At 74.6% G+C, this 21,117-nt stretch carries 20 protein-coding genes and 1 pseudogene; 16 read left to right on the forward strand and 5 right to left on the reverse strand.

What is annotated here, in order from left to right:
* Nucleotides 1-150 precede the first annotated feature (150 nt).
* The 12 genes from AB0A61_RS34670 (at nucleotide 151) to AB0A61_RS34725 (ending at nucleotide 13,011) form a co-directional block, all read left to right on the forward strand.
* Entirely contained in the window at nucleotides 151-1,113 is a 963-nt protein-coding gene (locus AB0A61_RS34670) for an NAD-dependent epimerase/dehydratase family protein (RefSeq protein WP_361301460.1), read from the forward strand.
* Nucleotides 1,114-1,312: 199 nt separating this feature from the next.
* Nucleotides 1,313-2,950, forward strand: coding sequence for a carbamoyltransferase C-terminal domain-containing protein (locus AB0A61_RS34675; protein ID WP_361301463.1), 1,638 nt, complete (start codon nucleotides 1,313-1,315; stop codon nucleotides 2,948-2,950).
* Complete coding sequence (locus AB0A61_RS34680) at nucleotides 2,947-3,963, forward strand: glycosyltransferase (RefSeq protein ID WP_361301465.1); 1,017 nt, start codon at nucleotides 2,947-2,949, stop codon at nucleotides 3,961-3,963. Before AB0A61_RS34675 ends, AB0A61_RS34680 begins: the two co-directional genes overlap by 4 nt.
* Nucleotides 3,960-4,574, forward strand: coding sequence for an HAD family hydrolase (locus AB0A61_RS34685; RefSeq protein ID WP_361301468.1), 615 nt, complete (start codon nucleotides 3,960-3,962; stop codon nucleotides 4,572-4,574). Before AB0A61_RS34680 ends, AB0A61_RS34685 begins: the two co-directional genes overlap by 4 nt.
* Nucleotides 4,571-5,557, forward strand: a complete 987-nt coding sequence (locus AB0A61_RS34690) for a glycosyltransferase family 9 protein (protein WP_361301470.1) — start codon at nucleotides 4,571-4,573, stop codon at nucleotides 5,555-5,557. Before AB0A61_RS34685 ends, AB0A61_RS34690 begins: the two co-directional genes overlap by 4 nt.
* Nucleotides 5,554-6,507 (forward strand): glycosyltransferase, encoded by a 954-nt coding sequence (locus AB0A61_RS34695; protein ID WP_361301473.1) that lies wholly within the window; start codon nucleotides 5,554-5,556, stop codon nucleotides 6,505-6,507. The genes AB0A61_RS34690 and AB0A61_RS34695 overlap by 4 nt, the downstream gene beginning before the upstream one ends.
* Complete coding sequence (locus tag AB0A61_RS34700; RefSeq protein ID WP_361301476.1) at nucleotides 6,504-7,721, forward strand: glycosyltransferase; 1,218 nt, start codon at nucleotides 6,504-6,506, stop codon at nucleotides 7,719-7,721. Before AB0A61_RS34695 ends, AB0A61_RS34700 begins: the two co-directional genes overlap by 4 nt.
* Nucleotides 7,722-7,842: 121 nt before the next feature.
* Nucleotides 7,843-8,427: an SIS domain-containing protein gene (locus AB0A61_RS34705; RefSeq protein WP_361301479.1), complete on the forward strand. Its 585-nt coding sequence runs from the start codon at nucleotides 7,843-7,845 to the stop codon at nucleotides 8,425-8,427.
* A gap of 1 nt (nucleotide 8,428) precedes the next feature.
* Complete coding sequence (gene rfaE2, locus AB0A61_RS34710) at nucleotides 8,429-10,006, forward strand: D-glycero-beta-D-manno-heptose 1-phosphate adenylyltransferase (RefSeq protein WP_361301482.1); 1,578 nt, start codon at nucleotides 8,429-8,431, stop codon at nucleotides 10,004-10,006.
* 257 nt (nucleotides 10,007-10,263) lie between these two features.
* Entirely contained in the window at nucleotides 10,264-11,226 is a 963-nt protein-coding gene (locus tag AB0A61_RS34715; protein WP_361301485.1) for a glycosyltransferase family 9 protein, read from the forward strand.
* A gap of 16 nt (nucleotides 11,227-11,242) precedes the next feature.
* Nucleotides 11,243-12,118 (forward strand): glycosyltransferase, encoded by an 876-nt coding sequence (locus AB0A61_RS34720; RefSeq protein WP_361301488.1) that lies wholly within the window; start codon nucleotides 11,243-11,245, stop codon nucleotides 12,116-12,118.
* Complete coding sequence (locus AB0A61_RS34725; RefSeq protein ID WP_361301491.1) at nucleotides 12,115-13,011, forward strand: glycosyltransferase; 897 nt, start codon at nucleotides 12,115-12,117, stop codon at nucleotides 13,009-13,011. Before AB0A61_RS34720 ends, AB0A61_RS34725 begins: the two co-directional genes overlap by 4 nt.
* A 70-nt stretch (nucleotides 13,012-13,081) precedes the next feature.
* Here the strand turns inward: AB0A61_RS34725 and AB0A61_RS34730 are convergent, their stop codons facing one another.
* Both AB0A61_RS34730 and AB0A61_RS34735 read right to left on the reverse strand, forming a co-directional pair.
* Nucleotides 13,082-13,414 carry a hypothetical protein gene (locus AB0A61_RS34730; RefSeq protein WP_361301494.1) on the reverse strand — a complete coding sequence of 111 codons (333 nt, stop codon included), beginning with the start codon at nucleotides 13,412-13,414 and terminating at the stop codon, nucleotides 13,082-13,084.
* A gap of 410 nt (nucleotides 13,415-13,824) precedes the next feature.
* Complete coding sequence (locus AB0A61_RS34735; RefSeq protein ID WP_361301497.1) at nucleotides 13,825-14,880, reverse strand: polysaccharide pyruvyl transferase family protein; 1,056 nt, start codon at nucleotides 14,878-14,880, stop codon at nucleotides 13,825-13,827.
* Nucleotides 14,881-15,000: 120 nt separating this feature from the next.
* Between AB0A61_RS34735 and AB0A61_RS34740 the strand changes: the two genes are divergently transcribed.
* From AB0A61_RS34740 to AB0A61_RS34750, 3 genes and pseudogenes are all read left to right on the forward strand, one after another.
* The gene (locus AB0A61_RS34740; RefSeq protein ID WP_361301500.1) at nucleotides 15,001-15,642 is read left to right on the forward strand and encodes a phosphoribosyltransferase; all 642 of its coding nucleotides are present in this window, start codon (nucleotides 15,001-15,003) and stop codon (nucleotides 15,640-15,642) included.
* A gap of 50 nt (nucleotides 15,643-15,692) precedes the next feature.
* Nucleotides 15,693-16,130, forward strand: a pseudogene (locus AB0A61_RS34745) (TIGR03668 family PPOX class F420-dependent oxidoreductase); the annotation flags it as partial.
* A gap of 224 nt (nucleotides 16,131-16,354) precedes the next feature.
* Nucleotides 16,355-16,780, forward strand: a complete 426-nt coding sequence (locus AB0A61_RS34750) for a CBS domain-containing protein (protein WP_361301503.1) — start codon at nucleotides 16,355-16,357, stop codon at nucleotides 16,778-16,780.
* Nucleotides 16,781-16,844: 64 nt separating this feature from the next.
* On the opposite strand, the gene AB0A61_RS34755 is transcribed toward AB0A61_RS34750, so the two are convergent.
* The 3 genes from AB0A61_RS34755 to AB0A61_RS34765 all read right to left on the reverse strand — a co-directional run bounded on the left by AB0A61_RS34755 (nucleotide 16,845) and on the right by AB0A61_RS34765 (nucleotide 19,479).
* Nucleotides 16,845-17,510 carry a hypothetical protein gene (locus tag AB0A61_RS34755; protein WP_361301505.1) on the reverse strand — a complete coding sequence of 222 codons (666 nt, stop codon included), beginning with the start codon at nucleotides 17,508-17,510 and terminating at the stop codon, nucleotides 16,845-16,847.
* Nucleotides 17,511-17,667: 157 nt separating this feature from the next.
* Nucleotides 17,668-18,831 carry a magnesium and cobalt transport protein CorA gene (locus AB0A61_RS34760; protein WP_361301508.1) on the reverse strand — a complete coding sequence of 388 codons (1,164 nt, stop codon included), beginning with the start codon at nucleotides 18,829-18,831 and terminating at the stop codon, nucleotides 17,668-17,670.
* Between the two features lie 243 nt (nucleotides 18,832-19,074).
* The gene (locus tag AB0A61_RS34765; protein WP_361301522.1) at nucleotides 19,075-19,479 is read right to left on the reverse strand and encodes a hypothetical protein; all 405 of its coding nucleotides are present in this window, start codon (nucleotides 19,477-19,479) and stop codon (nucleotides 19,075-19,077) included.
* Between the two features lie 250 nt (nucleotides 19,480-19,729).
* On the opposite strand from AB0A61_RS34765, the gene AB0A61_RS34770 reads away from it, so the two are divergent.
* The gene (locus AB0A61_RS34770) at nucleotides 19,730-20,884 is read left to right on the forward strand and encodes a winged helix DNA-binding domain-containing protein (RefSeq protein ID WP_361301510.1); all 1,155 of its coding nucleotides are present in this window, start codon (nucleotides 19,730-19,732) and stop codon (nucleotides 20,882-20,884) included.
* Nucleotides 20,885-21,117: the final 233 nt, after the last annotated feature.

Below are 21,117 nucleotides of genomic sequence, written 5' to 3' on the forward strand. Positions count from 1 at the left end.
GTTGCCATGCGACCCGTGCGTGACAGGCATGGCGGCGACGTAGAGCGACGCGTCGAAGACGTGATGGGCGAAATCCGGTCAAGGTGTGCGATCCAGTCACAGGGTTACTCAGGCCGACACGCAAGTGACGGCAAGAGTGAGGAGAGCCCCGTGAGCGGACACACCTGGCGCCGGGCCCTGGTCACCGGCGGAGCCGGCTTCGTGGGATCCCATCTGTGCGCGCGGCTGCTCGACGCCGGTACCGGCGTCGTGTGCGTGGACAACCTGGCCACCGGCTCACACGGCAACGTGGCCGAACTGGAGAGCCGACGGGGCTTCCGCTTCGTCCGCGCCGACGCCACCGACCCCGAGGCGATGCGCGGCCTGCCGGGCGGCTTCGACCTGGTCCTGCACTTCGCCTGTCCGGCCTCGCCCGCCGACTATCTGCGCCTGCCCCTGGCGACCCTCGACGTCGGCAGCACCGGCACCCGCAACGCCCTGGAGCGCGCCCGCGTCGACGGCGCCCGCTTCGTCCTCGCCTCCACCTCCGAGGTCTACGGCGACCCGCTGGAGCACCCGCAGCACGAGGGCTACTGGGGCAACGTCAATCCGATCGGCCCGCGCAGCGTCTACGACGAGTCCAAGCGCTTCGCCGAGGCCCTCGTCACCGCGCACCGCACCGTCCACGGCACGGACACCGCCATCGTCCGCATCTTCAACACCTACGGGCCCCGCATGCGCACCGGCGACGGCCGGGCGGTGCCCACCTTCGTCGCCCAGGCCCTGGACGGCTTGCCGCTCACGGTCGCGGGCGACGGCAGTCAGACCCGTTCGCTGTGCTACGTGGACGACACCGTCGACGGCGTCCTGGCCCTGGCCGCCTCCGAGGAGGCCGGTCCGGTCAACATCGGCGGCTCCGACGAGATCACCGTGCTGGAGCTCGCCCACCGGATCGTGGAACTGACCGGTTCCACCTCCCGGATCCGCTTCGTCGACCGACCGGTCGACGACCCCGGCAGGCGCCGCCCCGACACCCGGCTCGCCCGCGAACGGCTGGGCTGGCAGCCGCGTGTGAACTGGACCGAGGGCCTTGAGCGCACCATCGGCTGGTTCGCCCGCGCGGCGGCCGCGTGACCCGCCCCGTGACGCCTGACAGTCGACCGCAGTGACTCGAAACGTACTGGTCACAGGCGTGCACACCGGGTGATAAAAGACTGACATGCAGTGAAAAATCATCTATTTTCGCCGCAAGTTACCTTCACGTGTTTGAGACAGCCGCAGCGCGGCACCCTGAGCCGGAAGCCCCACCCCGCCGAACGGGACGGAGCCGCCCATGCGCATCCTTGGTGTCAACGCCCTGTTCCACGACCCGGCCGCCGCCCTCGTCGTCGACGGCAGGACCGTAGCGGCCGCCGAGGAGGAGCGCTTCAGCCGCCGCAAGCACGGCAAGCGCCCGGTGCCCTTCTCCGCGTGGGAACTGCCCGAACTGTCCGCCCGCTGGTGCCTGGAGTGCGCGGGCCTGCGCCCCGGCGAGCTGGACGCGGTCACGTACTCCTTCGACCCGGCCCTCGCCCGGCCCGCCGCCGAGATGGGACTGTCCGACCCCTGGGACCCACTGCGCCTGGAGTACGCCCGTCGCGCCCCCGAGTTCCTCGCCGAGGCGCTGCCCGGGCTCGACCCGGCCAAGGTCGTCTTCGTCGCGCACCACGTCGCGCACGCCGCCTCGGCCGGCCCCGCCTCCCCGCACCCGGACAGCGCCGTCCTCGTCCTCGACGGCCGCGGCGAGTCCGCCTCCCACCTCGCGGGACGCTTCAGCGACGGCAGGCTCGACGCGCTCGCCGCGCAGGCGCTGCCCGACTCCCTCGGCCTGGTCTACGAGGAGCTCACCGAACACCTGGGATTCCTGCGCAGCAGCGACGAGTACAAGGTCATGGCCCTCGCCTCCTACGGCAAGCCCCGCTTCCTGCCCCAGTTGCGCCGGCACGTCCATCCCACCGGCGACGGCGGCTTCCGCGCCCACGGCGTCGACTGGCTCGGCCTCGCCCCGCCCCGCGCCAAGGGCGAGCCGTGGACCCAGGACCACGCCGACCTCGCCGCCAGCACCCAGGCCGTCCTCGAAGAGGTCCTGCTCGAACTCGTCGACTGGCTGCACCGCCAGGCGGGCGGCGAAGCCCTCACCATGGCCGGAGGCGTCGCCCTCAACTGCGTCGCCAACTCCCGTATCGCCGCGCGGGGCCCGTACCGGCACGTGTGGGTGCAGCCCGCCGCCGGGGACGCCGGCACCGCGCTCGGCGGAGCCCTGCACCTGGCCGCCCGCGACCAGGAGACCCCGCGGCCCATCCCCGGGGCCGACCTCGGCCGCGGCTGGAGCGACGAGGAACTGCGCACCCGGCTGGAGGAAGCGGCCGTGCCGTACGAGCGGCCCGACGACATCGCCGAGGCGGTGGCCGCGGAACTCGCCCGCGACGGAGTCGTCGCCTGGTTCCAGGGCCGCAGCGAGTACGGGCCCCGCGCCCTCGGCCACCGCTCGCTGCTGGCCCACCCGGGCCGGGCGGACAACCTGGAGCGGCTCAACAGGGTCAAGGGCCGCGAGGAGTTCCGGCCGGTCGCCCCCATGGTCCTCGCCGAGCGCGCCCACGAGCTGTTCGAAGGGCCGCTGCCCAGCCCCTACATGCTGTTCGTGCACGACGTGCACCGCGACTGGCGCGACCGCATCCCCGCCGTCGTGCACGTGGACGGCACCGCGCGCATCCAGACCGTCGACGAGCGGCAGGAACCCCTGGTCGCCCGGATGCTGCGCGCCTTCGAACGACGCACCGGACTGCCCGTGGTGGTCAACACCAGCCTCAACACCGCCGGCCGGCCCATGGTCGACGACCCGCGCGACGCGCTGGAGTGCTTCGGATCCGCACCCGTCGACCTGCTGGCGATCGGCCCGTACGCGGTGCGCCGGGCAAGGGCGTACGCATGAGCCGCGCCACCACCGGGTCCGCCTACGCCGTGGTGATCCCCACGCTCGCCCGGGACACGCTGGCCGACTGCCTGGCCGCGCTCGTCTCCGCCACCGGGCCCCGGCCCGACGAGATCGTCCTCGTCGACGACCGGCCCGAGCCCGAACCGGACGCGCTGGACCACCCGTTGCGCGTCCTGGGCGACCTGCGCGCCCGCACCACGGTCCTCACCAGCGGGGGCCGCGGACCCGCCGCCGCCCGCAACACCGGCCTGCGCGCGGTCACCGCGCCCTGGGTCGCCTTCCTCGACGACGACGTCCAGGTGGGGCCGCACTGGTGCGACCAACTGGCGCAGGACCTGGCCGAGTCCGGCCCCGACACCGGAGCCGTCCAGGGCGTGATCGCCGTACCACTGCCCGGCGAACGCCGCCCCACCGACTGGGAACGCAACACCGCCGGTCTCGCCCAGGCCCGCTGGATCACCGCCGACATGGCCTACCGCACCGCGGCTCTCAAACAGGTCCGCGGCTTCGACGAACGCTTCCGGCGCGCCTTCCGCGAGGACGCCGACCTCGCGCTGCGCATCCTCGACGGCGGCTGGCGCATCCGGCAGGGCCGCCGCACCACCCGCCACCCCGTGCGCCCCGCCGACCGGTGGGTGTCCCTGCGCGCCCAGCGCGGCAACGCCGACGACGCCCTCATGCGCCACCTGCACGGCCCGGACTGGTGGCAGAAGGCGGTGGCCCCGCGCGGCCGCATCCGCTCCCACCTCGCCATCACCGCCGCCGGCGCGGCCGCCTGCGCGCTGGCCGCGGCCGGACGGCGCCGGGCCGCCGCCCTGGCCGTGCTCGGCTGGGCCGCGGGTACCGCGGAGTTCGCCTGGACCCGCATCGCGCCCGGTCCGCGCACCCGGTACGAGGTGACCACCATGGTCGCCAGCAGCGTGCTCATCCCACCCGTCGCCACCTGGCACTGGCTGAGCGGGATGTGGCGCCACCGCAACGCCCCCGACTGGGCGGAGGTGGCGCCGTGAACCCCGTCAGGGCCGTGCTGTTCGACCGCGACGGCACCCTCGTCGAGGACGTCCCCTACAACGGCGACCCAGACCGGGTCCGCCCGGTCGACGGCGCCCGCGAGGCGCTGCGCATGCTGCGCGCGCACGGCATCCGCACCGGCGTCGTCACCAACCAGTCGGGCGTGGCACGCGGACTCGTCAGCGCCGCGGACGTGCGCCGGGTCAACGAACGCGTCGACGACCTCATCGGGCCCTTCGACGTGTGGGCCGTCTGCCCGCACGCCCCCGGCGACGGCTGCCACTGCCGCAAGCCGCAGCCGGGGATGGTTCTGTGGGCGGCCGGAAGGGTCTGCACCCCGCCCGCGGACATCGTCGTCATCGGCGACATCGGCGCCGACACGGAGGCCGCCCGCCGGGCCGGCGCCCACGGCATCCTCGTCCCCACCGCGCAGACCCGCCCGCAGGAGACGGCCGCCGCCGAGCACGTCGCCGCCGACCTGCCGACCGCCGTACGCGCGGTGCTGGCCGGGCCGCCCTGGGGCCGCGTCCTGGCCGACGAACGGCCCATCGCCGCCGCCTACCGCGAGGTCGCCGAGGGTTCGGGCGGAAGCCGCCGGAGGCCCCGGTGAAGGCTCTCGTGAGCCGTCTCGACAGCTTCGGCGACGTGCTGCTCGCCGGACCCGCCGTGCGCGCCGTGGCCGCCCGCGCCGACACGGTCACGCTGCTGTGCGGGCCACGCGGGGAGCCCGCAGCCCGCATGCTGCCCGGCGTGGACGAGGTGCTCGTCTGGGACGCCCCGTGGGCCGGGTTCGAGCCACCGCCCGTGGACCGCGCGGAAACCGAGGGACTGCTCGACGCCGTCGACGCGGACACGGCCCTCGTCCTCACCTCCCTCCACCAGTCCCCGCTGCCCACCGCCCTGCTGCTGCGCCTCGCCGGGGTCGGCCGCATCGCCGCGGACAGCGTGGACTACCCCGGCTCCCTGCTCGACGTACGCCACCGGCGGGCCCCGCACGCCCACGAGACCGAGGCCGCACTCGACCTGGCCGGGGCCGCGGGCTTCCCACGCGTCGACGACGGGCGGCCGCGAGTGCTGCCCCCGCCGGACACCACCGGCCTGACCGGCCCGGAACCGTACGTCGTGCTGCACCCCGGAGCCAGCGTCCCCGCCCGGTCCTGGAGCCGGGAGCGCTGCGCGCAGGCCGTGCGGGAACTCGCCGCGGCCGGACACCGGGTCGTGGTGACCGGCGGCCGGGGCGAGAAGGAGCTCACCGCGTACGTCGCCGGCCGGCCCGGCCTCGACCTCGGCGGCCGCACCGTCGCGGCGGAACTGGCCGGAGTCCTGGCCGGCGCCCAGGCGGTGGTCACCGGCAACACGGGCCCCGCCCACCTGGCCGCCGCCGTCGGCACCCCCGTGGTCTCCCTGTTCTCCCCGGTCGTACCGGCCGAGCGCTGGCGCCCCTACGGCGTGCCCCATGTGCTGCTCGGCGACCAGAACGCGCCCTGCGCGGACAGCCGGGCCCGGATCTGCCCGGTCCCGGGCCACCCCTGCCTGGAGTTGGTGACCGCGCACGACGTGCTCGCCGCCGTGGAGAAGGTGATGCAGGCGTGAGGATCCTGATCTGGCACGTGCACGGCTCCTGGACGACCGCGTTCGTCCAGGGCCCGCACACCTACGTCGTCCCCGTCACCCCGGACCGCGGGCCCGACGGTCTCGGCCGGGCCCGCACCTTCGACTGGCCCGACTCGGTGACCGAACTCCCGCCGGAGCGCCTGCGGGACGCCGGCATCGACCTCGTCGTGCTGCAACGCCCGCACGAGTACGACCTGGTGCGGCAGTGGCTGGGCCGCCGCCCGCCGATGGTGTACCTGGAGCACAACGCCCCGCACGGCGACGTCCCCGACACCCGACACCCGGCCGCCGGTCTGCCCGGAGTGTCCTGCCTGGTCCACGTCACCCACTTCAACCGCCTGATGTGGGACGCCGGTGGCGCCGAGACCGCCGTCGTCGAGCACGGCATCGTCGACCCCGGCCCGCTGTGGACGGGCGAGCTGCCACACGCGGCCGTCGTGGTCAACGAGCCCGTGCGGCGCGGCCGTACCACGGGCACGGACCTGTTGCCGGCGTTCGCCGACGCGGCCCCGCTGGACGTCTTCGGCATGGGGACCGACGGCCTCGCCGGCCGTCTCGGTCTGCCGCCACGGCGCTGCCGCTCCCACGAACTGGTCCAGCGCCACCTGCACGTGGCCATGGCCAGGCGCCGCGTCTACCTCCACCCGGTCCGCTGGACCTCCCTCGGCCTGTCCCTGCTGGAGGCCATGCACCTCGGCATGCCCGTGGTCGCCCTCGCCACCACCGAGGTCACCGAGGCGGTGCCCCCGGGCGCCGGGGTGGTCTCCAACCGAATGGACGTACTGACCGGCGCCGTACGGGACTTCGTCGCCGACCCGCTGCACGCCCGCACGGTCGGCGAGGGAGCGCGCGCCGCGGCGCTCGCCCGCTACGGACTGCCCCGTTTCCTGGACGACTGGGAGCGGCTGCTGAAGGAGGTGACCCGGTGAGGATCGCCATGGTGTCCGAGCACGCGAGCCCGCTCGCCGCGCTCGGCGGCGTCGACGCCGGTGGCCAGAACGTGTACGTGGCCCGGCTCACCGAGGAGCTGACCCGCCGCGGACACGACGTGACCGTCTACACCCGGCGCGACTCGGCCGACCTGCCCGACCGCGTGCCGCTGCCCGGCGGCGCCGTCGTCGAGCATGTGCCGGCCGGGCCACCCCGGTCCATCCCCAAGGACGCCCTGTTCGAGCACATGCCCGCCTTCGGCGCCCACCTCGCCCGCGCATGGGGCCGCGCGCGGCCCGACGTGGTGCACGCCCACTTCTGGATGTCCGGCATGGCCTCCCTGCTCGGGGCGGGCCCGCACGGCATCCCGGTCGTCCAGACCTTCCACGCCCTCGGCACCGTCAAACGGCGCCACCAGGGCCGGGCGGACACCAGTCCGCCGGAACGCATCGGCGTCGAGCGGCAGATCGGCCGGATCTGCGACCGGGTCCTGGCGACCTGCACCGACGAGGTGCACGAGCTGGCCGGCATGGACATCTCCCCGCGCCGTGTGTCCGTGGTCCCCTGCGGGGTCGACGCCGACCACTTCCGCCCCGGCACGGACCTCGCCGACGTGCCCGCGCGCGGGCAGCGCCACCGCATTCTCGCCTGCGGCAGGCTGGTCCGCCGCAAGGGCTACGACCAGGCCATCCGCGCGCTCACCAGGATCCCGCGCACCGAACTCCTCGTGGCCGGCGGCCCACCGGCCGGCCTGCTGCACACCGAGCCCGAGGCCGAACGACTGCTGAAGACGGCCGTGGAGGAAGGCGTCGGCGACCGGGTACGGCTGCTCGGCGCCGTCGACCCGGCCCGGATGCCCGCGCTGACGCGCAGCGCCGACCTGGTGCTGTGCACCCCGTCGTACGAGCCGTTCGGGATCGTGCCGCTGGAGGCGATGGCGTGTGCGGTGCCCGTCGTCGCCACCGACGTCGGCGGCCACCGGGACTCGGTGGCGGACGGCCGCACCGGCCGGCTCGTCCCGGCGGGCGACCTCGCGGCCGTCGCCGCCGCGGCCCGGGACCTGCTCGGCAGCGACCGCCTGCGGCGCCGCTACGGAGCCGCGGGCCGCGAACGCGTCCTCGCCCGCTTCACCTGGCGGCGGGTGGCCGACGGCGCGGAACAGGTCTACCGGCGGGCCGTGGCCGGGCACGACCTGAAGTCGGAGGTGGCGTGATGCACTCCGCCCACCGGCTGCCGCCGCGAACGGCCCCGAACGACTCATGCCGGCGCCCGCCGAAGACGGCCGCCCCGAACCGCGCCGGCACCGCCGCCGAACCGACCCAGGAGGTGACGTCATGAGCGTCCGGACCCCAGCCGTCGCCGGGCACTGCGACGAACTGCTCGTCGCCCTCGGACGGTTCCGTGGATCCGCGCACATCACCCAGCGCTGGGGCGAGCGACTCGCCCGCGTCCTCGGCGGCGGCGGACGGCTGCTCGCCGCGGGCAACGGCGGCAGCGCCGCCCAGGCCCAGCACCTCACCGCCGAACTCGTCGGGCGCTACCGCGACGACCGGCCGCCGTTCTCGGCCATCGCCCTGCACGCCGACACCTCCAGCACGACCGCCATCGCCAACGACTACGGCGTCGACGCCGTGTTCGCCCGCCAGGTGCGCGCCCACGGCCGCCGCGGCGACGTACTGATGCTGCTGTCCACCAGCGGAGCCAGCGCCAACCTGCTGTCCGCGGCCGCCGCGGGGCGCGCCGCGGGCCTGCGCGTGTGGGCGCTGACCGGGCCCGCCCCGAACCCGCTCAGCGCCGGCAGCGACGAGGCACTGTGCGTGGCCGGGGCCTCCACGGCGACCGTGCAGGAACTCCACCTGGTCGCGGTGCACATGGTCTGCGCGGCGTTCGACGCGGCGCTGGAACGGGGCGGGAGGTGACATGGCGGGCAAGGCACCCCTCGTCGTCGTCGGTGACGCGCTGCTGGACCGGGACCTGACCGGTCACGCGGACCGGCTCGCTCCCGACGCGCCCGTGCCGGTCGTCGCCGACTGCGCGGAGCGGGTACGACCGGGAGGCGCCGCCCTCACCGCGTACCTCGCCGCCCGCGACGGCCGCGACGTCACGCTGATCACCGGCCTGGGAGACGACCCGGCCGGCCGCGAGCTGCGCCGGCTCCTCCAGCCCTGGCTGACCCTGGTGCCGCTCCCCACGACCGGCGCACTGCCGGAGAAGACCCGCGTGCTGGCGCAGGGCCGTCCGGTCGTCCGCCTCGACCGCGGCACCGGGCGGGTCCGCGGGGCCACCGACGAGGCCCGCGCGGCGCTCGGCGGCGCCCCCGCCGTCCTGGTCTCCGACTACGGCCGGGGCGCGGCGGACGCCCTCCGGGACGAGCTGTGCGGGCGCCCACCGGCCGTCTGGGACCCGCATCCGCGGGGTGGCCCGCCGGTGCCGGGGACGAGGCTCGTGACACCGGCGCGGTCCGAGGCCCACCAGTTCGCCGGGGCACTCGTCCGGCCGGACGGAACCGACCGGACACGCGAGGCCCACGGTGCCGTGCCCGGCGGCGCGTCCGACGGCGGCCGGGGCAACGAGCTGTGGGACGTCGCCCACGAGGCCACCGCACTGGTACGGCACTGGCGCGTCGCCGCCGTCACGGTGACCCTCGGGGCGCGTGGGGCGCTGCTCTCGTACGGGGAGCACCCGCTGCTCGTGCCCGCGCCCGCCGCCCACCACGGCGACCCCTGCGGGGCCGGCGACCGCTTCGCCGCCGCGGCGGCCGGGCTGCTCGCCGACGGCGCCCTGGTCGGAGAGGCCGTGGAGGGCGCCGTCGCGGAGGCGACCGCGTTCGTCGGCGCCGGAGGTGCGGGCGGCCTGCCCGACCCGCCACGCACCGGCGCATCCGCCTCCGGGTCCGGCCGGGCCCCCACCCCCGCCGACGGCGCGTCATCGGCCGACGGCTGCCGGGCCCGCGCGGACGGCTCCCGCGCCGCGGCCCGCGACGTCCCGGGTGTCACCGCGGACGGCTCCCGGGCTGCCACAGCCGACGGCCCGCGCACCGCCGACGACCCCTTCGAAGTCGTCGCCCGGGTGCGGACCGGCGGCGGGACCGTCGTCGCCGCCGGCGGCTGCTTCGACCTGCTGCACGCGGGGCACGTCGGGCTGCTCCAGGCCGCCCGGCGGATCGGGGACTGCCTGGTGGTGTGCGTCAACTCCGACGCCTCGGTGCGACGCCGCAAGGGCGACGGCCGGCCGGTCAACCCGCTTGCCGACCGCGTCCGCGTGCTGCGGGCCCTCGCCTGCGTCGACGCCGTGGCCGTCTTCGACGAGGACACCCCCGAGCGCCTCCTCGCCGAACTGCGCCCGGACGTCTGGGTCAAGGGCGGCGACTACGCGGGCGCCGAACTGCCGGAGGCGGCACTGCTGGAGGAATGGGGCGGGCAGGCGGTCCTGCTGCCATACCTCGACGGCCGTTCCTCGACGGCCCTGATGGCCCGCGCGGCGGAGAGCGCCCGATGACGGCCGCTTGTGGCCCGTGGGGCGGAGCGCAATCGATGACGGCCGTCTCGCGGCGTAGGCCGTACTGCCCGCGTGGCGGGAGGGGGCGTTATGACGGCCGTCTCGCGCCTTCGGCCGCGTACCGCCCGGACGGGGGAGCGTGCCCGTTGACGGTTGCTTCCGGCCCGTGCGGCGGAGGGCACCCGATGGCGGCCGCCTCGCGACGTAGGCCCCGTATCGCCCGCACGCCGTGCTGGGAGCTGGGAGAGGAGCGCCCGATGACCGTGCCCCGCCTGCCCCGCCGTCTCCTGGTCCTGCGCGCGCTCGGTCTCGGTGACCTGCTTACCGCCATTCCGGCCCTGCGTGCCCTGCGCCGGGGGTTCCCCGGCCACGAACTGGTGCTCGCCGCGCCGGCCGAGCTGGCACCGCTCGCCGCCGCGACCGGAGCCGTCGACCAGCTCCTGCCCGCCTCGGCCCCCGGCCGCGCCGTGCCGCGCCGCCTGGGCTGGACCGGCCCGCCCCCGGACGTCGCGGTCGACCTGCACGGCAACGGTCCGCCCAGCCACCGGCTCCTGGCGGACCTGTGCCCCGCGCGGCTGTTCGCCTTCGCGCACCCGGGGACACCACGGATCGCGGGACCGCCCTGGTACGCCGAGGAGCACGAGCGGGACCGCTGGTGCCGGCTGCTGCGGTGGTACGGCATCGACGCCCGCCCCACCGACCTGCGGCTGCCCCGCCCCGCCGGAGCCTCCCCGGCCCCCGGCGCGGTCGTGCTGCACCCGGGCGCCGGATCACCGGCTCGTTGCTGGCCCGTCGAGCGGTTCGCGGCGGTCGCGCGGGTCCTGCGGGAGGGCGGCCGTCGCGTCGTCGTCACCGGGGGAGCGGAGGAGGGCGACCTCGTGGCCACCCTGGCCAAGCAGGCCCGGCTGCCCGACACCGACGTGTTCGGCGGCGGCCTGCCCTTCGACCGGTTCTCGGCCCTGGTCGCCGCCGCCCGCGCCGTCGTCAGCGGCGACACCGGCATCGCCCATCTCGCCGTCGCCCATGCCACCCCGTCCGTGACCCTGTGCGGCCCGGTTCCGCCCAGCCGCTGGGGGCCGCCCGCCGGCCCCCGGCACCGGGCGCTGTGGCACGGCCCGGAGGGCGACCCGCACGGCCGCCGACCGGACCCCGCGCTGCTGAAGATCCGCCCGAGCGAGGTCCTGGCCGCCCTCGACGCGCTCCCCGGGCCGCCGCACTGACCCCGTGGATCCGCCCATGAACCGTTCCTCCGTCGGCGTCGTCGTCGCCACCCGCAACCGCTCCGCGCGCCTGGCCGTCACCCTGCGGCACCTGCTCGCCCTCCCGGAGCGGCCGGAGGTGGTGGTGGCCGACAACGACTCCACCGACGACACCCGTGCCCGGCTCGCCCGCGAATTCCCCCAGGTCCGGGTGCTGGCCCTGCCCTCCAACCGGGGCGCGCCCGCCCGCACCCACGGCGTCCGCGCCCTCGACACCCCCTACGTGGCCTTCAGCGACGACGACTCCTGGTGGGCGCCGGGCGCGCTGGCCCGCGCGGCCGGGCTGTTCGACGCGCATCCGCGGCTCGGCCTGCTCGCCGCCCGCACCCTCGTCGGCCCCGGACAGGAGCCCGACGCGCTCAACAAGGTGCTCGCCGACTCCCCGCTCGGCCCGGCCACCGATCTGCCCGGCACCCAGGTGCTCGGCTTCCTCGCCTGCGCCTCCGTCGCCCGGCGCAGCGCCTACCTCGACGCGGGCGGCTTCCACCCGCTGCTCTTCTTCGGCGCCGAGGAGACCCTCCTCGCCTACGACCTCGCCGCCCGCGGCTGGGGCGTCACGCACTGCCCCGACGTCGTCGCCCACCACCATCCGGACCCCGCCCCCCGCACGGGCCGCCCGGCCGTCGTCCGCCGCAACGCACTGCTCACCGCCTGGCTGCGCCGCCCGCTGTCGCAGGCCCTCGCCCGCACCCGCGACCTGACGGCCGAGGCCCGCCGCGACCCCCACGCCCGGCGCGCCCTGCGCGAGACGCTGGCCCGGCTGCCGGGTGCGCTGCGTGCCCGCCGCCCGCTGCCGCCGCACGTGGAAAGGGCCGCCCGTCTGCTGGACGCGGACACCGGAGACATCCCGTGACCGACCTCCGCACCACCGTCGTGATCATCACCCACAACCGGCGCCCCGAACTCCTGCGCACTCTGGACCGGCTCACCGAACTCCCCGAGCGGCCCGAGGTGATCGTCACCGACAACGGCTCCACCGACGGCACCTCCTCCGCGGTCGTCCGCCACCACCCGCGGGTACGGCTGCTGCGCCCCGGCCGCAACCTCGGCGCCGTCGGCCGCAACCTGGCCGTGCGCCGGGTCCGTACCCCCTACGTGGCCTTCTGCGACGACGACTCCTGGTGGGCGCCCGGCGCGCTCGCCGGGGCCGCCGACCTCCTCGACCGGCACGCGGGCCTCGGCTCGGTCACGGCCCGCATCCTCGTCGAACCGGACGGCACCGAGGACCCGATCGTGCAGGAGCTGCGCGACTCGCCGGTCCCCGGCCCGCGCTGGCTGCCCGGCCCCGCGCTGGGCTCCTTCCTGGCCGCGGCGACCGTGCTGCGCACCGACGCGTTCCGGCGCGCGGGCGGCTTCCACCCGCGGCTGTGGCTCGGCGGCGAGGAGGAGTTGCTCGCCGCGGACCTGGCGGCGGACGGGTGGTGGCTGACGTACGCCGACGACCTGACGGTTCATCACCAACCCTCCGTGGTACGGGACGCCACCCGGCGCCGACGTGACGGGATCCGCAACACGCTGTGGTTCACCTGGCTGCGGCGGCCGGCCGGGCCCGCGCTGCGCCGCACCCTGCACCTGGCCCGCACCGTTCCGCGCGACGCCGCCTCCCTGCGCGCCTTCGCCGAGGCGACCGCCGCCCTGCCGTGGGTGCTGAGCGAACGGCGCGTGGTGCCGCCCCCGGTCGAGGCGCGGCTGCGATTGCTGGAAGACAGCCAGCGCCACTCGAAGGCCCGCCGCTACACGGGGTGAGGCGGCCCGTGCAGCGGCCGGCCCTCAGGGCACTCCTGCAGACACTCGCCGGTCAGCGCCGATTACCGGGTCAGAATTCGACCAGTTTCCCGTTCTCGATCCTGCACTGCCACTCCTGTTCGTACACCTCCCCCGTGTAAAGGCCGCTGCCGCCGACCTCGTCGACCGCCGTGAGCGTCTCTCCGTTGATGGTGAGGATGAGTTTTGCTTTCCAGGCCCAGCCGCCCGAGTTGATCACCTGGAGGCGGAAGTTGTACGACCCGTCGGGCATTTCCCGCTGGAATCGTCGCGTCTCGCCCAACCGCGTCTGCACGATCAGACGACCGTTGAGGAACAGGTACGCGTCGTCGTCGCACGGACCGATGTCGACCAGGAGATCAGCTGTAGCCGTCACCTCGTGCACCCCCTTGTTGTGGTGAATGACTTCACCCCGTGCCTGGGAGCAGGAATTCGCGCTCCGTTCCGGGGTGGCATGGCGATGCACTCTTCCGGACCCGGAAAAAATCCGGAATACGGAAATGGGCGTAGCGGGAAACCGGCATACGAGACACCTGTGCGGCGAGGTCTCTCGCGCTCCTCCAGTGCGCCCGGAGCTTTACATTCTGCCGTTCAATGAAACGGTGTTCGCGTCGCGTGGAGGGGGCGCGTTCCCGGCGCGAAGGACGAGGACGCCACTGCCCCTTCCCCGAATTCCTGCCGAGCGTCTCCTCTCGGCGCTTACACAGGCCGATGGCACACGTCCGGTAGCCGGTACCCTCCCGGGCGTAGGCCGCGCGGGCACCGTCCCTCCCACCGGCGTCCGGACGCGTCGCCTCACCGGGCGCCCCACTGACGGAGCGCCTCCACGAGCCCGTCCGTGCCGTCCCGCCACATGCCGTTCGGCCACCGGTTGTCCCGCCACATGCCGTCCCGCCACATGCCGTTCGGCCGCCGGTCGTCCCGCCACATGCCGTTCGGCCGCCGGTCGTCCCGCCACCGGCCGTCCCGTTCCGTGCCGTCCTGCTCCGCGCCCGCCGCGAACTCGTCGCGGATCCGCCGGGCCGCGACCCGGCCCGAGCTCAGACACCAGTCCCACCAGTGGTCCAAGGTGTGGGCGCCGAGCCGTTCGGCAGGCACCAGCGCGGGCCAGCCGCAGGCCCGCGCCTGTGCCGTCACCTTCGCGCCACCCTCGACCGGATCCACCGCCAGCGCCGGTGTACCGGCCCGCAGCGCCAGCACCATCCCGTGCAAGCGGTCGGTGACCACAAGGTCCAACCGGACCAGCACGGACTCCAGTTGCGCGGGTGTCGCACACAGGCGCCAGTCGTGCACGTCGAGCCGGGTCTCCAGCTCCAGGCGCGCGCAGTCCTTGGCGAGGAGCCAGCCCGTCACCTCCTCGGCGACCACCTCGTGCCGACGCGCCCGCCCGTACTCGTGCTGCCCGTGCGTGAGCACCACCCCGGCGACGGGCCGCACCGGGACGGCGGGGGCGCGGGCCGCCAGGTCCCACGCGGGCTCCATGCCCGGGGCGTCCCGGGCCAGGACACGGTGGAAGCCGGTGACGGCGGGGCAGCCGGGATCGAGGACGGAGGTCCCGACCGCGATCCGCACACACCGGCCGAACCGGCGGTGCAGGGCCTCGACCTGCCGTCCGTGCAGCGGGCCGCACACGAACACCAGATGCGTGTACCGCTCGGGCCCGGCCTCGTCCAGGTGCAGCGCGCCGGGCCGGAAACCGGGGCTCCAGGCGACGTCGTGGGCGAGCCCCGCCCGCCGCAGCACGTCCTCGACCCGGTGCAGCGCCAGCACGTCCCCGGCGGTCGCCTCCCCGTCCGGGAAGCTGAACCACCCCGTGAGCAGAATCCGCGGCGCCCGCCGTCCCTGATGCACAGCGTGGCCCGGGTGCCCCACCGCCCCCGGAACAATCACCGGCGCGAGGTCCGGGGCCCGCCGCCCCGGGTGTTGTCGACCGTGTCCCGGAGGGGTACCCGGAGCGGAGGAGGAAGGCCCATGAGGTTCCGTGACCGTCGGCAGGCCGGCCGGGAGCTGGCCGAACGGCTGCGCGCCCTGCGCGACGAGGGCGCCCTGCCGGAGCCGGTCGTGCTGGCGCTGCCCCGCGGCGGCGTCGCGGTGGCCCGGGAGGTCGCGCGCGAGCTCGACGCCCCGCTGGACGTGGTCGTCGTGCGCAAGATCGGCGCACCCTTCCAGGAGGAGTACGGCCTCGGCGCGATCGCCGGGGACGATCCTCCCCTCTTCGACCGCGGCGCTCTGGACCGGCTGGGCCTGACCGAGCAGGACCTGGCACCGGTGGTGGAGCGGGAACGCGACGAACTGCACCGCCGCGAGGAGCGCTACCGGCAGGGCCGCCCGGCCCCACGGCTGCGCGGTCGCACCGCGGTCGTGGTCGACGACGGGCTGGCCACCGGCTCCACCGCCCGCGCCGCACTGCGCCACGTACGGCGTCAGGGCCCCGCACGTGTGGTCCTCGCCGTCCCCGTCGGCGCTCCCGAGGCGGTCAAGGTGCTGAGCGGAGAGGCCGACGACGTGCTCTGCCCGTACCAGCCGGCCTCCTTCACCGCCGTCGGGGCCTGGTACGACGACTTCGGGCAACTGACGGACGACGAGGTGCTGAAGGCGCTGTCGGGCGACTGAGGACGGGGGCCCGGCTTTGTGCGACGGGCACCGGGAGAGGAGACGCGAGCATGGCGCAGATGGACACCGACGAAGCTCGGCGGCACTTCGCGGCCGCCCGGGTGGCGCGCCTGGCCACGGTCGACGGGGCTGGGCTCCCCCACCTGGTGCCCATCGTGTTCGCCGCCCGGGGCGACGACGGGATCGTGATGGCGGTCGACCGCAAACCCAAGACCACCACCCGGCTGAAGCGGCTGCACAACATCGAGGTGAACCCGGCCGTGAGCCTCCTGGTGGACGTCTACGACGAGGACTGGGACCGGCTGTGGTGGGTCCGCGCCGACGGCGGCGCCCGGGTCGTACCCCCCGACGCGGAGGACGAGGAGACACGCCGGACGTACGAGGGCGCGCTGGCCCTGCTGCGGCGCAAGTACGGACAGTACCGGGACGACCCGCCGCTCGGACCGGTGGTCGTGATCACCGTCCACCACTGGATCGGCTGGCACGCCGACGGCGCGTTCCCGGCTCGCGGCTCGTCCCCGGCTCCCGATCCGGCCTGGGCTCCCGGCCCGTCCCCGGCTCCCGGCCCGTCCCCGGCTCCCGGCCCGTCCCCGGCTCCCGGCCCGGACGGCTGAGGGCCGGCCTTCGTGGCGCCCCCGCGTGTGGCTTGTTTGGGGCGGCCGGTTCTGGCTACGCGGCGGTCAGCCGGTTTCCGCGGATCCGGGAGGTGCCCATGACCCGGCGAGTACGCGACGTGATGTCACCCGGCGCGGTGGCCGTCGAGCCCATGACCACGCTTGAGCGGGCCGCCTCCGTGATGCGTGAGCAGAACGTCGGCGACGTACTGGTGGCCTACGACTGCGATCTGTTCGGGGTCCTGACCGACCGCGACATCGTCGTCCGTGCTGTCGCCGAGGGCCGCGACCCGCACACCACGACCGCCGGATCGGTGTGCAGCCGGCCCCCCGTGATCACTTTGACCCCCGAGGACACCACCGACCGTGCGGTCGAGCTGATGCGCCAGTACGCCGTGCGCCGGCTGCCCGTCGTCGAGCACGGCGGCTGTCCCGTCGGCATGGTGAGTCTCGGCGACCTCGCCACCGTGGAGGATCCGCACTCCGCGCTGGCGGACATCAGCAAGGCAGATCCCAACCGCTGAGGCAGGCCCCTACCGGCTCCTCGACCGGCTCCTCGTTTCGGGTGACCGTCGCCGGTGCGCCCGGTCAGTGGCCGCCGCTGGGCTGGTCGCAGCCGGAGTGGTCCGGGTAGCCGCCGAAGGCGTCCGCCTGCGTGGACTCACGGGTCATGTGGCCCTCCAGGCACATCGTGGGGGCGTCGATGAGGAAGTCGACCCCTACGGAGGTGTCCTGGTCCACCCGTACCTTCCCGGCGGCGTAGCCGAGTGCGGTGAGCGCCCGGCTGGTGTGCGGCGCCTTGAAGTCACCGTCCTTGCGCAGGGGTTCGAGCGCCTTCTCGATACGTCTGACGGCCGCGAGGCCGTCGCAGCGGGCCTTGCCGTGCAGCGGGATGGGAACCATGAAGCCGTGGTTCTCCGCGTAGTGGTCGGTGATCGGCGTGCCGGGTCCCTCGGAGGCGGTGGTCGCGGTCGCGGCCGCCGTGGGGGCGGTGGCTGTCGGTACCGGGGCACGTTCCGTGACTTCCGCGGGTGTCGGCGGTGTGGAGCGGTTCGCGGCGGACGGTGCGGCGCTCTCACCGGGGCACGGGAAGTCCACCGGCGTACTCGGCGTGGATATCGCGGTCGGCGTGGGCCGCGCACTTCGGTACGCGTCGGCGGTGTCGCCCGGGTGCTGTGTGCCGCAGCCCGCCGCCAGCAGGGCCAGCACCGCCACCGGCAGCATCCCGGCCCCCGCCCTGGTCGTCCTGGACATCGTCAACGAGACTCCTTGTGTCCGCGTGTCGAAGAGGTCTGCCGGGCCACGCAGAACAGCGGCCCGGCGATCCCGGGCCGCGGGTCCGGGACACGGCGGACCCATTCTCTCCGTGCGCGACGGGTGGGGCCTGAGTATCCGTACTCAGGCGCCGGGTTCAGAGCCAGTCGCGTCGCTTGAAGACGACGTACAGGCCGGTGCACACGACGGCCATCAGGACGATCGCGAAGGGGTACCCGAAGACCCAGTGCAGCTCGGGCATGTTGTGGAAGTTCATGCCGTAGATCGTCCCGACCAGCGTCGGCGCGAACAGGATGGCCGCCCAGCTGGAGATCTTCTTGATCTCCTCGTTCTGTTCGAAGCCCGCCTCCGCCAGTGCCCGCATCTCGGCGTTCTGCTGCTGGGTGACCAGTGTCGCGTTCACCGTGAGGATCTCGGTGAGTGCCTGGCGGAAGGCGTCGACGCGTTCGCTGGTGTGGGTCACGTGGTCGGCGACGTCACGCAGGTACCGCTGGAGCTCCTCGTCCGTGCCGTATTTGGAGAAACCGGCCATCAGGCCGTGCAGCATGCCCACCAGCGGGCGGGTGGCGCGCTGGAACTCGACCGTCTCCCGGGAGAGTTCGTAGATGCGGCGGGAGACCTCCGGGTCGCCGCGGAAGACCTCGGTCTCGATCTCGTCGATGTCGGTCTGGACGCCGGCGACGACCGGTAGGTAGCCGTCCACGACCGCGTCGAGGATGGCGTACAGGACCGCCTCCGGTCCGAGCTTCAGCAGCTCGGGCGTCTCCTCCATGCGGCGGCGGACCGCGGAGAGGTCGGGGGCCGCGCCGTGCCGGACGGTGATGACGAAGTCGGGTCCGACGAAGATGTGCAGCTCGCCGAAGTCGACCTGTTCGGGGGCGTCGAGATAGCGCGCGGCGCGCAGGACGACGAACAGCGTGTCGCCGTAGCGTTCGAGCTTGGGACGCTGATGCGCCTCCGTGGCGTCCTCCACCGCGAGCGGATGCAGGCCGAACTCCGACGCCAGGGAGAGCAGTTCGCGCTCGGTGGGGCGGGCCAGGCCGATCCACGCCATGCCGTCGGGCTCCTCGCGCAGCTCGCGGTAGGTGTCGGCGAGGGTGGCCGGGGAGGAGACCCGCACCCCGTCGCGGTACAGGGCCGCCTGCACCACGGCGGCCACCCCGGAGGACCCGGTGTCCGGCCGGCCGGGGGACGGCGCGGGGGAGTGCGCCGCCGGCGGCAGCGGGGGCGCGGCCGGCGTGCGGGGCCAGACGGACTTCCTGGCGTTCTTGGAGGCGGGGCGGGCGCGTCGCTCGGACATCGCGGCTGCCTCTCGGTCGGGCTGCGCCCGCGAGGTCACGAAGACGGAGGCGAGATCGCGGAGCAGCACAGTGAGGTCACGGAGCAGGATATACGGACCATCTGACACCGGCCCGCCGCCTGGCCGAGCGGCGCACCTTCCGAGCTGGGGCGTTGCACTGTCTTCCCTGGTCAGGGGCGCCGAGGCTGGATCGAGCGGGGGCGCTCACCCAGCGGGGTGCAAACCGGGGCAGAATATGCATGATCATGGGCCTGGGCCGACTGCGCGCCTGCCGCCCTGAGAATTTCCTGGCCCCCGGGTCCCATCCCCCTCCAATTCTTCGCGCGGTCTCGTTCCGCGACAAGCTGTTCCCCTGGGGATCCCGTTGTTGATGCCGCCGCCCGTCTTATGGCCCGGACCGGCGGGCTCGAGCCAGAGGTTGCGGTAGTCGTTGGGGTCGCCGCCGAGCTGCAGCGAGATGTCGTGGTCGTATTCGGCGTCCGACGGGCTGCCGGTGTAACCGTAGGAGGCGGCGTTCAGCCGCCTCTCCTTGTCCGTGATGGAGGCCGGCGGCCAGATGTCCTTTGTGTATCCGCCCTTGCGGCAGATTGTCGACATCCGGCTGGCCTGTGTCACCGCCGGGGAGAACGCACCCGGCGTGCACTTCACATCCTCCAACGGCTCACCGTGCTCGTACCGGCAGCGGACCCGCACCCACCGGGATCGATCCATCGCCTGCTGGCAAAGCCGAGGCTGCCGTACCCGACGGGCCAGCCGCTGGAGCACCTTTCGGCGATGCCCAGCCGCTACCCGACCTGATGGATCTACGGGGCATACGGCCGTGGGTCGGGGAGTGCGCCGGGGATTCGGTGGGAGTTGCGGACAGAAGCTGTCCGCGACCGGCGCTAGCGTGCGGGGCATGACGAAGACCACGACCGGCCCGGCGGCCCCCGTGCTCGGGACGCGCGCCCTCAACCGTGCGACCCTCGACCGGCAGCTCCTGCTGCGCCGCTCGCCGCTGTCCGCCACGGCCGCCGTCGAACACCTCCTCGGCCTCCAGGCACAGAACGTCAGGCCGCCGTACTACGCGCTGGCCGCCCGCGTCGACGGCTTCGCCCCCGAGGACCTGTCCGGGCCGATGGCGCGGCGTGAGATGGTCCGGATCGTCACCCTGCGCTCCACCATCCACACCCACACCGCCGAGGACTGCCTCACGCTGCGCCCGCTCGTCCAGCCCGCCCGCGACCGGGAGCTCGCCCAGTTCCGCAAGGGGCTCGCCGGTGTCGATCCGGACCGGCTCACCGCGCTGGCCCGGGAACTGGTCGAGGCCGAGCCGCGCACCATGAAGCAGTTGCGCGAGTTGCTGTCCGTCCAGTGGCCGGACGCCGACCCGCGGGCTCTGGCCGTCGCCGCCCGCTGCCGGCTCCCGCTGGTCCAGGTCACCCCGCGCGGCCTGTGGGACAGGAGCGGACAGGTGACCCTCACCACCGCCGAGCACTGGCTCGGCCGCCCCGCCGAATCCTCCCCCGAGCTCTCGGCCCCGCCCGGGCAGGCAGGCGCTCCCGTCACCCCCGACGCCACCGTCCTGCGCTACCTCGGCGCCTTCGGGCCGGCCTCCGTCAAGGACATGCAGACCTGGTCGGGACTGACCCGCCTGCGTGACGCCTTCGAACGCCTGCGGCCCCGGCTGCTCACCTTCCGCGACGACAACGGCGTGGAGCTCTTCGACCTCCCCGACGCCCCGCGCCCCGACCCGGACACCCCGGCCCCGCCCCGCTTCCTGCCCGAGTTCGACAACCTGCTGCTCTCCCACGCCGACCGCACCCGCGTGGTGCCGCCGGAGTACCGCGGCCGCAGCTGGCAGGGCAACCAGGCCTACTGCACCCTTCTGGTGGACGGTTTCCTGTCCGGTGTGTGGAAGCTGGAGGGGGACGCGCTCGTCGTCGAGCCGTTCGGCGAGCTCAGCAGGGCCCAGCGGCGGGAGGTGACGGCCGAGGGTGAACACCTGCTCGCCGTCATGCACCCCGGGCGCGGCTGCGACATCCGTTTCGGGACCGTCGTACCCGGGCGGTGAGGGCCCCGGCGGTGAGGGTCCCGGAGGTGAGGGCCCCGGAGGTGAGGGCCCGGGCGTGCGGGTTCGCTCGTGCGGGCGGTGGCCCCCACCGCGCTTCGGGGCCCGTCCTCCGGGCGGGTGACGGGAGTTCGACGGGCAGGACCTAGTGCCCCGGCAGGCAACGTTCGCCCCGTCGCGACGCCCGGCACGCACTCTCGCCGCACCGGCCGAAAGCCCAAGTACGTCCAGTACGA

This window comes from Streptomyces sp. NPDC046197 (genome assembly GCF_040646295.1).
Classification (GTDB): Bacteria; Actinomycetota; Actinomycetes; order Streptomycetales; family Streptomycetaceae; genus Streptomyces.